Origin of the sequence: Aquabacterium sp., from assembly GCF_050725395.1 — a bacterium.
Classification (GTDB): Bacteria; Pseudomonadota; Gammaproteobacteria; order Burkholderiales; family Burkholderiaceae_C; genus Aquabacterium.
Genome location: NZ_JBOHHL010000004.1, coordinates 187,968 through 200,075 on the forward strand (window position 1 = coordinate 187,968; position 12,108 = coordinate 200,075).

A 12,108-nucleotide genomic window follows, 5' to 3' on the forward strand; every position below is an offset into this window, starting at 1 on the left:
AGAGGATTGCCATGCGACTCGACAAACTCACCACCAAATTCCAGGAAGCGCTGACCGACGCCCAGAGCCTGGCTGTCACGCGCGAGAACCCCTACATCGAACCATCGCACCTGCTGCTGGCCATGGTCCAGCAGGACGATGGTCCCCGAGCGTTGCTCGAACGCGCCAGCGTCAACGTGCCTGGCTTGATCACCGCCCTTGAAAAGCAATTGGCCAAGCTGCCGCAAGTGCAGGGCGGCGAACAGGTGCAGGCCGGCCGCGACACCGTCAGCCTGCTGCAGGGCGCTGAAAAGGAAGCCCACAAGCGCGGCGACCCCTACATCGCCAGCGAGATGTTTTTGCTGGCCCTGGCCGACCACAAAGGTGACACCGCCACCCTGGCGCGCGATTTCGGCCTGAACCGCAAGTCGCTCGACGCGGCCGTGCAAGCCGTGCGCGGTGACCAGAAGGTCGATAGCCCCGAGGCCGAAGGCCAGCGTGAATCGCTCAAGAAATACACGCTGGACCTGACCGAGCGCGCCCGCCAAGGCAAGCTCGACCCCGTCATCGGCCGCGACGAGGAAATCCGCCGCGCCATCCAGGTGCTGCAACGCCGCTCCAAGAACAACCCGGTGCTGATCGGTGAGCCCGGTGTTGGCAAGACCGCCATCGTTGAAGGGCTGGCCCAGCGCATCGTCGCGGGCGAAGTGCCCGACAGCCTGCGCAACAAGCGCGTGCTGGTGCTCGACATGGCCTTGCTGCTGGCCGGCGCCAAGTACCGCGGCGATTTCGAAGAGCGCCTGAAGGGCGTGCTGAAAGAAGTGGCCAAGGACGAAGGCCAGACCATCGTCTTCATCGACGAGCTGCACACCATGGTGGGCGCTGGCAAGGCCGATGGCGCCATGGACGCCGGCAACATGCTCAAGCCCGCCCTGGCGCGTGGCGAGTTGCATTGCATCGGCGCGACCACGCTGGACGAATACCGCAAGTACATCGAGAAGGACGCCGCGCTGGAGCGCCGCTTCCAGAAGATCCTCGTGGGCGAGCCCACCGTGGAGGCGACCATCGCCATCCTGCGCGGCCTGCAAGAGAAGTACGAAGTGCACCACGGCGTCGAGATCACCGACCCGGCCATCGTGGCCGCGGCCGAGCTGTCCAACCGCTACATCACCGACCGCTTCCTGCCCGACAAGGCCATCGACCTGATCGACGAGGCCGCGGCCAAGATCAAGATCGAGATCGATTCCAAGCCCGAGGCTTTGGACCGGCTCGATCGCCGCGTCATCCAGCTCAAGATCGAGCGGGAAGCCGTGCGCCGTGAGAAGGACGAAGCCTCCGTGCGCCGCATGGGCCTGATCGAGGACGAGATCGTCAAACTCGAACGCGAAGTCGCCGACCTGGAAGAAATCTGGCAGGCCGAGAAGGCCCAGGCCCAGGGCTCGGCGCACGTGAAGGAAGAGATCGACAAGATCCGCTTCCAGATCGAGGAGTTCAAGCGCAAGGGCGATTTCAACAAGGTGGCCGAGCTGCAGTACGGCAAGCTGCCTGATCTGGAAAAGCGCCTGAAGGAAGCGCAGGACAAGGAGAACGCCAAGGGCAAAGACGGCACCAAGCCCACGCTGCTGCGCACGCAGGTTGGTGCTGAAGAGATCGCCGAAGTGGTGGCCCGGGCCACCGGCATCCCCGTGGCCAAATTGATGCAGGGCGAGCGCGACAAGCTGCTGGCCATGGAAGACAAGCTGCACGACCGGGTGGTGGGCCAGGAAGAGGCCATCGTGGCGGTGAGTGACGCCATCCGCCGTTCACGCGCCGGCCTGTCCGACCCGAACCGCCCTTATGGCTCTTTCCTGTTCCTGGGTCCCACTGGCGTGGGCAAGACCGAGCTGTGCAAGGCCTTGGCTGGTTTCCTGTTCGACAGCGAAGATCACTTGATCCGCATCGACATGAGCGAGTTCATGGAGAAGCATTCGGTGAGCCGCCTGATCGGCGCGCCCCCGGGTTACGTCGGCTATGAAGAGGGCGGTACCTTGACCGAGGCCGTGCGCCGCAAGCCCTACAGCGTGGTGTTGCTCGATGAAGTCGAGAAGGCCCACCCCGATGTGTTCAACGTGCTGCTGCAGGTGCTGGACGACGGCCGTTTGACCGATGGCCAGGGCCGCACGGTCGACTTCAAGAACACCGTGATCGTGATGACGTCGAACCTGGGCTCGCACCAGATCATGCAGATGGCGGGTCAGCCTTCAGCCGACATCAAGGACGCGGTGTGGGTGGAGGTTAAGCAGCATTTCCGCCCGGAGTTTTTGAACCGCATCGACGAAGTGGTGGTGTTCCATGGGCTCGACCAAGCCAACATCGCGTCCATCGCGCGCATCCAACTCAAGGGCCTGGAAGCCAGGCTGGACAAGATGGACATGAAGCTGGACGTGTCGGAGGCGGCGCTGCAGGTGCTGTCCAAGGTGGGCTTCGATCCGGCGTTTGGCGCGCGGCCCTTGAAACGCGCGATTCAGCAGCAAATCGAAAACCCCGTGGCCAAGCTGATCCTGCAGGGCAAGTTCGGACCCAAGGATGTGATCCCAGTGGACGTGAACGAGGACGGCGAGTTCCAGTTCGGGCGCACGGTGCACTGAAATCTGTCGGATACCCCCTTAACAAAGGGGGTATCTCTCTCTGAAAGCATTGTAAAAATGCGTTGCCGATCTTTTGGTTCGGCGCCACCTTTGCATTCCTTTCAGGGAGATTTCATGAACCGCTTTTCAACGGCGGCAGTCGCTTGCGCGCTTGCCTTGTCCGCTACCACATCGTTTGCTGCCTCTTCGGCTTCGGCTTCCATTCAAAACTTGCAGTTCCAGGTCTTTGACCTGATGCCCGCTGATGGCGTGGCGAATTACTACAAGACGACCAGCCTTGGCATCGGCCTGTCCGTTTCCGCTTCTGACGGCAGCACCGGCAGCACTGAAAGCCATTCATACAACCGAAACACTGGCTTGTTCACGTTCAGCAAGAATGCCAGCGCGAATGTCGATGTGGCCCAAAGCCAAGCTTCCTTGTCGACAGCCGGCCTGTCCGTGTCCGGTTCTGCCAATGGCGCTCAAACCTCGTTCAGCGGCTCCCTTCAGAGCAACGGGAACAACAGTAGCTGGCCTTACTACTACAACGGCACGCTGACGCTGTCGGCCCACTCCGTGCTGATCGTGACCGCTGATGCCTTGGTTCAAGCCGCAGCCTCCAACGGACAGGCTTGCGGGTCGTACTACTATTGCAACTCCACGGAGCAAGCCAACGCTTCCGCTTTCCTGAACTTGTCCTATTCCGTGTCAGGGCAGGCTGGCTCCACCTCGGGCTCTTCGTCCAACAACTTGAGCATCAGCGCCTCGGCTCGCGGTGAATACACGTACCAGAACCACATCGGCTACGACTGGAGCCAGCCGGACTGGTACAACCATCCCCTCTACGAAACCATTGCCGTGCCGAAGTCGGACCAGACTTTTGAGCAGAGCGCCAAGTTCTACGCGGTGTTCACCAACACCTCGGACACCGAACAACTGGCCAGTTTTAACCTGGGCGTTTCCGTCAATGGCAATGCCTCGACCGACTTGCTTCGGACCGTGGCTTCGTCGCCCTCGGCTGTTCCGGAAGCAAACAGCCTGGCATTGGCCGCTGTTGGCCTGCTGACCGGTGGCTTGATGATTCGCAGGCGTCGCCAAGGCTGACCTGACCTTCAGCCTTCATCGAAAAGCCACCTTCGGGTGGCTTTTTCTTGCCTGCGGCGTCCGGTCAATTCCCATTGAATCGCGGCGGCAAGCGCCAGGTTTGACCAATGGCCAGGGCCTGGAAATCCGGGCCATCGATGTGTTGAGCCTGCAATGCTGCGTTCAAGGCGCGGGGCGGCTCGTCCAGCGCTTCGTCGGTCAGCTGGAAGGTGCCCCAGTGCACCGCCAGCGCGCGCTTGCAGCCCAGGTCCTTGAAGATCTGGACCGCTTCCGCAGGGTTGCAGTGCTGGTCCTTCATGAACCAGCGCGGTTCATAGGCACCGATGGGCAGCAAGGCCATGTCGAAGCCGCCGCCCAATTCCGGTGATTGCTCCGCCGCGAAATGTTCCCGGATGTCGGCGAAGTCTTTCGAGTAGGCCGTGTCGCCCGCGAAGAACAGGTGACAGTCTGGCGCGCGCACCGCGAAGCCGCCCCACAGGGTCCGCATGGCATCGGTGGGCGAGCGTGACGACCAGTGCTGGGCCGGGGTCAGGGTGATGGCCACGCGCTGATGCGTGGCATCGGCCTCGATCACCTGTTCATCCCACCAGTCCAACTCCACCACGTGGCGGAGGCCGCGCTTGGCCAGCCAGGGCTTGAGGCCCAGCGGCACCAGGAACAGCGGTGGTCCGCCTGCCTGCGCGCCCAATGCGAGCATGCTGGCCTCGTCCAGGTGATCGTAGTGACTGTGCGACAGCAGCACCACGTCGATGTGCGGCAACTGCGCCATGCTCAAACCAGGTGGGGTGTGCCGCTTGGGGCCGGCCCACTGCACGGGCGAGCAGCGTTCTGAAAACACCGGGTCGGTGATGAGGTTCAATCCGCCGAATTGCGCCAGCACGGTGATGTGGCCGACCCAGGTCATGGCGGGTTGCATGGCGACGCCAGCTTTCGCATTGGCGTGGATGAAGTCCAGTTCGGGCGCCACGGTGGGGATGGGCGTGGTGCTGGGGTAGGGCGCCCCGGCCCGCCAGGCCTGCCACTTCCAGCGCAGCACTTCATGCAGGTGCTTTCTTCGGAACGACGGGTCGTTGTTCTGGAAGCCGCCTGGCCGATGGTGCGGCTTGGCAGGGTTGAAGTAGGGGTTCTTCTTCATCCCGCCATCATGCCGCCAGGTCAGGCCACGGCCACCGGGATCTTGCCGATCTTGGCTTGCCAGAGCTTGGGCCCTTCGATGTGGGCGCTGGTGCCGCCCGCATCGACCGCCACCGTCACCGGCATGTCGACCACGTCGAACTCGTAGATGGCTTCCATGCCCAGGTCTTCGAAGCCCACGACCTTGGCGGCCTTGATGGCCTTGGACACCAAGTAGGCGCTGCCGCCCACGGCCATCAGGTAAGCCGACTTGTGCTTCTTGATGGCTTCGATGGCAACCGGACCGCGCTCGGCCTTGCCCACCATCGAGATCAAGCCAGTCTTGGCCAGCATCATCTCGGTGAAGCTGTCCATGCGGGTGGCGGTGGTGGGGCCGGCGGGGCCGACCACTTCATCGCGCACCGGATCGACCGGGCCCACGTAGTAGATGACGCGGTTGGTGAAATCGACGGGCAGGGTCTCGCCCTTGCTCAGCATGTCGGCGATGCGCTTGTGCGCGGCGTCGCGGCCGGTCAGCATCTTGCCGTTCAGCAGCAGGGTGTCGCCCGGCTTCCAGCTGGCCACTTCGGCCTTGGTGAGCGTGTTCAGGTCGACGCGCTTGCTCTTGTTGTAGTCAGGCGCCCACTTCACGTCGGGCCACAGGTCCAGGCTGGGCGGGTCCATGTAGACCGGGCCGCTGCCGTCCATCACGAAGTGCGCGTGGCGCGTGGCCGCGCAGTTCGGGATCATGGCGATGGGCTTGGAGGCGGCGTGCGTCGGGAAGGTCTTGATCTTCACGTCCAGCACGGTGGTCAGGCCGCCCAGGCCCTGCGCGCCGATGCCCAGGGCGTTGACCTTTTCGTACAGCTCGATGCGCAGCTCTTCCAGCTTGTCCTTGGGGCCGCGTTCGAGCAGTTCGTACATGTCGATGTCTTCCATCAACGACTCTTTGGCCAGCATCACGGCCTTCTCGGCCGTGCCGCCCACGCCGATGCCCAGCATGCCCGGCGGACACCAGCCCGCACCCATGGTGGGCACGGTCTTGAGCACCCAGTCGACGATGTTGTCGCTGGGGTTGAGCATGTACATCTTGGATTTGTTTTCAGAGCCGCCACCCTTGGCCGCCACGATCACGTCGACCTTGTCGCCGGGCACCAATTCCATGTGGACCACGGCGGGGGTGTTGTCCTTGGTGTTCTTGCGGGCAAAGATGGGGTCATCGAGCACCGAGGCGCGCAGCACGTTGTCGGGGTTCAGGTAACCCTTGCGAACGCCAGCGTTCACGGCGTCGGCAATGCTGCCCGCGCCGAAGCCTTCCCATTTCACGTCCATCCCGATCTTCAGGAAGACATTGACGATGCCGGTGTCCTGGCAGATGGGGCGGCGGCCCTCGGCGCACATGCGCGAGTTGGTCAGGATCTGCGCGATCGCGTCCTTGGCGGCGGCGCTTTCCTCGCGCTCGTAGGCGCGGGCCAGGTGGGCAATGTAGTCGGCCGGGTGGTAGTAGCTGATGTACTGAAGCGAGGCGCTTATTGATTCTACTAAATCGTCGAATTTGATGGTCGTCATGGTTCGCACCGTATGAACTAGCTTGGTCCAACCAGCATTTTAGTGTTTGAACGGTCTGCAGGCGTGTCCGCTTTGCCCGTTCCTACAACAAACAGCGCGTTTAATCAAGAACAGTTCTCAACAACAGCTTGCTCAGAGGCAAAAACCTGATCTTGTACTTGCCACGCACCTAGAAATTCAGATCTTGCACCTGGCAAGTTAGTACATACAACCGGAGTGCAGAAAATCTACTGTTGATTAGCTGCCACCTGGAATGCATCCTGGTTTTGTATTAACAGGAGTGCAAAGTGAGTCTTGATTTAAGAGGTGGCAAATGGTTCTATCGAAAAACTATCAACGGACATTCAATTGCCCGTTCAACTAAAACAAGTGATCGAAAGCTTGCCGAACAGATTTCGGCTTGTTGGGAAGCCGAGCACGTCAAGTCGATACTTATTGCTGGTGTGAAGCCCGTTAACCTTCATGCAGCAATAAAAGCGTTCCTTAAATCCCGTTCGGGAACAGTGGGCCACGCAAACGCGGAGGTTCATCTACGGCACTTCCTAGCCTTGCCGGATCAACCTATCAAAAGCGTGATGCTTGCTGATTTGATGAACGTGGTTCAGAAACGCCGTAGTGCCGGAATCAGTGAGAACACTTTGGCTGTGACAGTTGGCTACTGGAATGCAGTCATGAACCACTGCAAGAAGCAAGGCTGGCAAGAAGGCATTCGACTTGATCGCATACAAGGCGGTGAATCGCGTAAGCGCTTTCTCTCTCCAGAAGAAGAAGCCAAGTTGTTCCAGGCGATTGATCCCCATGCTTCTTTTCGAGGTCGCAACCCAAGTCACGTTGCAAGGCGCCAAGACAACTGCGATCTCCTGTTGGGCTTGCTTCACATTGGTTGTCGCTTGAACGAACTTCAAAAGATGAAGTGGTCGCAGATCGACATCAAGGAGCGAACTGTTTGGGTTGTGCGTTCAAAGCGTGGCGTTGATAGCCACGTTGCAATGACTGATCGCTTGCATGAAATGTTGGTGCGTCGTCGTGCGCTTGTGGGCGCCGACGCCGTTCATGTGTTTCCCCACAAAGCGAAGGCCAAGGTCAACACCAACTGGATTAACGCTGCTGTTAAACGAGCGGGTCTCGATGTCAGTCAAGGCAACGTGACCCTACACGTCATGCGGCACTCGCATGCTTCGCGCTTACTTGATGGCGGTATGTCAGTGCTTGAAGTCCAACAGCAGTTGGGCCATCGTCACATACAAAGCACTACCGTCTATCTGCATGCAGACAACAAAGCATCTTCAAGAAAGGCTGCTGGCATCTTGAACGGCAAAACTCATCTGTTTTGAAATGGCTCTCTTTTGGGGATCAAAGCTTCCTTGAATATTTTATCGGCTCTTGTTTTCAACTTTTCCGCTAAAGCAGTATTCTTTAGTGGGGATATGCTTAAAAAATATGCTGCCTTGGACCATACGAAGCAGCGGTAGGCAGCCCTTTTTGACTGGAAAACAGCATGACTGCGAACATGAACCATTCCGTTTATATGTTCTACCTTAGTTGTTGTCGTGTAGTTGCCATGAGATGTATTCATCAATGCAATGAATTTTTTGAATTTGGTTGCTGGGAAATTTACATTTAAGGATAGTCTTACATATCCCTTTGAAGGGATCGGCGTTGTGGGTATGTTGCAAACGATGTCATTCGATTCGAGGATTGAGATAAGTCTTGGCCCGCTCCGACGTTCTGAATCTGCCATGAATCTGTACATTGAAAAGACCTGGGACTGATTTATAGTTACGTCATAGTCTTTTGTATTCTTGAGTTCAAGAATAACCTGTTGAAATTCACCGGCTGTATAGAGTCGAAGGCTTGCTATCTTTAGAGCGGGTTGGCGCTCTTTTCGTATCTCACGATAGAGTGTTCCTATGGCAACCAATGAAGCAACTGAGCTAAAAATATCAACGGATGTTTTAAATACACTTTCCAGTGTCATCGTGTCTCCCATGTGACGTTGGATCTTCTGGTATCAGTGTCTTCGATTTCGCGCAGCGTTCAGCATCCGCAACCACATTCGATGGGTCCAGCGCTTCCTCAAGTAGGGAAAGCGCTTCTCGATTGCATGGACGGCACACCATTGGTTTCTGTCCAGCATTGAAGCCAGCAGGATGTGGGCAAGCCGATGTTCCCGTGGTGTAAGCTTGATCAGGTTGGCCTTGTCATCAGTGCCACCCAGGGCAGTTGGCAAGATGTGATGCACCTCGTAGATGCCTTGGGGTTGCTGCCTAAGCCAAGCCTTGATGATTAGCCGGTGGTAATGGTTGTATGCGTTCACCCATTACTTATTGGTCAGATGAAATTCGAAAGCAGGGGAGTCTATGGATTGGTTGACGTTCATAAGCAAGATGGCCGAAGCCCTTGCTTGGCCAATCGCCGTGCTGACGGTTGTCTTGCTTCTCCGAGGCGAGCTGCTGAAGATCATTCCTTTCTTGAAGAAGCTCAAGGCAGGTCCACTTGAGGCTGAATTTGAGAACCAGTCCCAGAAAGCTCGTGTGATTGCTGAGGTCGTAGAGGAACAGGCTCCGATCCCCGAAGTTAAACCGGTGCCTGAGCTTGAGAAGCCTGCTGCCACGCCGCTAGAGGCGAACGTCAAGTCAGAAGTGAAGGTCACTGCCGACACTCCGCCTGAAGTTGCTGAAGGGTTGAAGCGATTGGAAAAGCTGGTAGCAATTGAAAGAGCTAAGGCGGCGGAGCGGGAACACCGCATTGCTTTCAGCATCAAGCAATCAGATTCTTCCGTGCGTCCGTCTGCTCGGATCTTAGATAGCTGGCGGGAAATCGAAGATGCGTTGCGCTCGATAATTAAGGCGGCTGGTATCCCTCTACCTGACAAGCGAAGCGATGTTCGAAGCTACTGGAAGATCATCGAAAAGATCGACGGCATAGCTTTGACTGAAGAAGTCTATCGATTGACTGGGCAGTTGCAGCAGATGAGAAACCTGGTTGCTCATTCCAACGACTTCGAACCTACGAAGGAAGCCGTAGACAACTACGTGCAAAGTACCTACGCCCTCGTTACCGTTTTGAGTGCGGTAGCTGACGATATTCGGATCAAGAACATGAAGGTTGATGACCTGTAGATCGATCCTCAAAAGTGGTGGCTGGTGGTGGGGATTTTTTGATTCAGTATGGACATCGAAAAGTGGTGTCCAGATGGCTGTAGTTGTTAGTACCCTCACACCTTCGCACGATCCACAGCAAGCATACCCCCCCCTCGGTACACCTTCCAGATTGCCAAAGGTCAAGCGCCTTTGTCATGGTGTTCGTGCAGGTTCAACGATCCTTTTCTTCAGAAGAATTCGTTGGAAGTCGCTTGACTCTTCACCACCTAGAAGGCGTACATCGACACCATGTAGGAAGGTTGAACGACCATCACCAATGAGCCTTGGTTTATCTGGCCCACAACCATGCTCCGATGGCAACGGTTCATCTGAGCACTTTGGTAAGGCTCATCTGCTGATTGGTAGAGCAATCCAATATCAGTTGTTCACATGACTTTTGCACCACGAATCCAATCGCGTCTGTGAACAACTTTTCTATAGACAAAGCCTATTGCCAATGATGTGGATCACTCACTTGTAGGTGGCTTGTACTGTGTTTTGAAACGTCATGTAGGTTGTTGTGGCATCTAGGGAAACCAGCCACGTTGCAATAGGTGAACTATTCCTACGTGGCTTTGGCCTCGCCAGTGACTGGTAGCAGAACCAGCCAAGAAGTCAAAACCGTTACACCTGATGTCACCTGCGAAATCATTGTGAACAAGTGATATTAGTTTCCTCTGCCAATTACCAGATGACTTTGGCTAAGACGCTTGCCAGGAGTCTTGCCATCAGGTTCAACTCATCAGCTAGGTGAACCATGAAGCTCTGGTGGTAAAGGCTTGTTCAAACGGATAACTCGCCACCACACGTCTGGAAATGATGCTTTTCCTTGTTGGGATTCATGTTCCTGACAGAAAGATGCTCTGATTCTTGATGTCGTGTGCTGATCCATGACATGTTTTCTTGACGTGCTTCCCGCCTGTAGTTCTACACAAGAGATCATCACAAACATCAAGAAATCGTTAATTTGTCGAAGAGCTTCACTGGATGCCAGAAACAACGAAAGCCCTGATGGGCTCTTGTTGCGGTCGCTCTAGTTCAACCTAACTTGATTCGAACACCATTCAAGCTACTGGCTATGGAGGAAACCTTTCATGTGCCTTGTTCACACGTATTTAGCGAGTGTGTCGTGATTCCCACTTATGCGATCCGTGTTGGAAATCTGGCGGATCAATAAATTTTTCATGCTGGCGCTAGTCATTGGTGGTGTTCGTCAGATGACTCGCATTTTGGACTTGGCGTCCACAGAAGATTTGATACCAATCTTCCACTTGCGATCGCTGCGGTAGTTGTAAAAACCATTTTCCTTAAGCCACTTGCCAGTTCTGATGCTCAAACCCATGTTGGGTTCTTTGATGCCCAACAAGCGCAGCGCGGTCTTCGCGTTGACGTCCCAGGTGTCTTCTTTGAACTCCGGGTAAAACAAGCGGGCAGCTAGAAGGTCTTCGAGAAGCATGACCGTAAAGTCATTGGCTGTGCGCGTCAGCGCATCAATGGGTAGATCGAGTTCGTCGATGGGGATTTTGTTGTCCATGCTGATATTTATCGCCGCATGGACTTAGCCAAAGTTGTGACTGGTTCAGCATTCCTGCACACCAAATCACTACCTTGCTTCTTGCAAGGCACCTAGACTGATGTCTCAACATTGGAGGCACCGATGACCAACGTTCCACAGTCTGTTCTCAATGAGATTTGGAATAACAAGAGCGACGGTCGTGGACACAACCGGCACAGTGATGCGGTTCGTGACCAGCTAACTGTGGTGATTGACGGTGAGACCGAGGGAAGGGTGTTCGAGCGAAAAATCGGTGGGTTGGTTTGGGTGGAAACGACCCAGGGAAGCAGCCGATCGGCTTTCGAATGACCAAGTGGTTGGTCGGGTCGCCACTTGCACCACTCACCAGCACTCTATCTTCCTCACCTGGCATCCAACTCTTTTCCATCTGGCAGCCAGAACTGGTGGCGTAAGCCACGGCGCAGCGTCTTTGGCAAACGAACGTCAGTGAGTGCCAGCCAAAGCGCGTACCGCCTGTTCTGGCTCTGAGGAACGAAGGGCCAGAACACCTCGAAGAGGTGGGTACGTGTCGAAGGACCAAGGCATGGTGCCGTTGAGCCATGGCATTACCCCTCACAGTTTTCTCGATGAAGGAATACCTTTGACCTTACTCACCACTGCTATCTCATAACCACCAGGCACCTAGCAGTTCTGCTACGTGCCAAGGACTTGCGTTCGCCGACTCACTTCGCCAGCTCGTCTCTGCTCCGCCAGTCCTTCCTTACGTCAACCAGCTCATAAAAGTCAAAGGTATTCCTTAATCCTCCTCCCACGATGGGAAAGGAGTCCCTGACGCATCCTCCTCTTAAAGCGCTCCACTTGGATTGCACTTGCTACGCTCAACCAGTTGTTATGTGGTCTGTCGCGTCTGCCTGTTGTTCCCCACATGCGTAGCTATCTGTGGGAGGCCTGTGCAGCCCGTTCAAGCTGCATCGTCATACTGCAAGTCCCGTAGTTGGCTTGTCTCTGACCCTGGATATCCAGAGACGCACCAGCAAGCTGGCCGCGTCTTCAGGTGTATTTAGTAACCAGTCTATGG

Annotated in this window: 10 protein-coding genes; 5 read left to right on the forward strand and 5 right to left on the reverse strand. The window is 56.4% G+C overall.

The genetic code is table 11. From position 1 onward, the window contains the following. Positions 1–11 precede the first annotated feature (11 nt). Both clpB and ACREB4_RS04555 read left to right on the forward strand, forming a co-directional pair. On the forward strand, positions 12–2,606 hold the full coding sequence (gene clpB / locus ACREB4_RS04550; RefSeq protein WP_431587005.1) for an ATP-dependent chaperone ClpB: 2,595 nt from the start codon (positions 12–14) through the stop codon (positions 2,604–2,606). Between the two features lie 234 nt (positions 2,607–2,840). Beyond that, positions 2,841–3,689, forward strand: a complete 849-nt coding sequence (locus tag ACREB4_RS04555) for a PEP-CTERM sorting domain-containing protein (protein ID WP_431587006.1) — start codon at positions 2,841–2,843, stop codon at positions 3,687–3,689. Positions 3,690–3,753: 64 nt separating this feature from the next. On the opposite strand, the gene ACREB4_RS04560 is transcribed toward ACREB4_RS04555, so the two are convergent. Further along, positions 3,754–4,824 carry an MBL fold metallo-hydrolase gene (locus ACREB4_RS04560; protein WP_431587007.1) on the reverse strand — a complete coding sequence of 357 codons (1,071 nt, stop codon included), beginning with the start codon at positions 4,822–4,824 and terminating at the stop codon, positions 3,754–3,756. 20 nt (positions 4,825–4,844) lie between these two features. After that, positions 4,845–6,371 carry a fumarate hydratase gene (locus ACREB4_RS04565; protein ID WP_431587008.1) on the reverse strand — a complete coding sequence of 509 codons (1,527 nt, stop codon included), beginning with the start codon at positions 6,369–6,371 and terminating at the stop codon, positions 4,845–4,847. 287 nt (positions 6,372–6,658) lie between these two features. On the opposite strand from ACREB4_RS04565, the gene ACREB4_RS04570 reads away from it, so the two are divergent. Further along, positions 6,659–7,705 carry a tyrosine-type recombinase/integrase gene (locus tag ACREB4_RS04570; protein ID WP_431587009.1) on the forward strand — a complete coding sequence of 349 codons (1,047 nt, stop codon included), beginning with the start codon at positions 6,659–6,661 and terminating at the stop codon, positions 7,703–7,705. Here the strand turns inward: ACREB4_RS04570 and ACREB4_RS04575 are convergent. Both ACREB4_RS04575 and ACREB4_RS04580 read right to left on the reverse strand, forming a co-directional pair. After that, positions 7,693–8,361, reverse strand: coding sequence for a hypothetical protein (locus tag ACREB4_RS04575; RefSeq protein WP_431587010.1), 669 nt, complete (start codon positions 8,359–8,361; stop codon positions 7,693–7,695). The two genes, ACREB4_RS04570 and ACREB4_RS04575, sit on opposite strands and share 13 nt — an antisense overlap. 21 nt (positions 8,362–8,382) lie before the next feature. Then, positions 8,383–8,688, reverse strand: coding sequence for an HNH endonuclease (locus tag ACREB4_RS04580; RefSeq protein ID WP_431587011.1), 306 nt, complete (start codon positions 8,686–8,688; stop codon positions 8,383–8,385). A 70-nt stretch (positions 8,689–8,758) separates the two neighbouring features. Here ACREB4_RS04580 and ACREB4_RS04585 point away from each other — a divergent pair, with 70 nt between their 5' ends. After that, a complete protein-coding gene (locus ACREB4_RS04585; protein WP_431587012.1) occupies positions 8,759–9,493 on the forward strand; it encodes a hypothetical protein in 735 nt (244 codons plus the stop codon). Between the two features lie 1,234 nt (positions 9,494–10,727). Here the strand turns inward: ACREB4_RS04585 and ACREB4_RS04590 are convergent. Further along, positions 10,728–11,048, reverse strand: a complete 321-nt coding sequence (locus ACREB4_RS04590) for a hypothetical protein (RefSeq protein ID WP_431587013.1) — start codon at positions 11,046–11,048, stop codon at positions 10,728–10,730. 123 nt (positions 11,049–11,171) lie between these two features. On the opposite strand from ACREB4_RS04590, the gene ACREB4_RS04595 reads away from it, so the two are divergent. Next, complete coding sequence (locus ACREB4_RS04595; protein WP_431587014.1) at positions 11,172–11,378, forward strand: hypothetical protein; 207 nt, start codon at positions 11,172–11,174, stop codon at positions 11,376–11,378. Positions 11,379–12,108 lie beyond the last annotated feature (730 nt).

Coding starts and splice junctions, on each gene's coding strand:
- ACREB4_RS04585 (WP_431587012.1), top strand. CDS start 8,759: ATGGCCGAAGCCCTTGCTTGGCCAATCGCCGTGCTGACGGTTGTCTTG.
- ACREB4_RS04590 (WP_431587013.1), bottom strand. CDS start 11,048: ATGGACAACAAAATCCCCATCGACGAACTCGATCTACCCATTGATGCG.
- ACREB4_RS04595 (WP_431587014.1), top strand. CDS start 11,172: ATGACCAACGTTCCACAGTCTGTTCTCAATGAGATTTGGAATAACAAG.
- clpB (WP_431587005.1), top strand. CDS start 12: ATGCGACTCGACAAACTCACCACCAAATTCCAGGAAGCGCTGACCGAC.
- ACREB4_RS04565 (WP_431587008.1), bottom strand. CDS start 6,371: ATGACGACCATCAAATTCGACGATTTAGTAGAATCAATAAGCGCCTCG.
- ACREB4_RS04560 (WP_431587007.1), bottom strand. CDS start 4,824: ATGAAGAAGAACCCCTACTTCAACCCTGCCAAGCCGCACCATCGGCCA.
- ACREB4_RS04575 (WP_431587010.1), bottom strand. CDS start 8,361: ATGGGAGACACGATGACACTGGAAAGTGTATTTAAAACATCCGTTGAT.
- ACREB4_RS04555 (WP_431587006.1), top strand. CDS start 2,841: ATGCCCGCTGATGGCGTGGCGAATTACTACAAGACGACCAGCCTTGGC.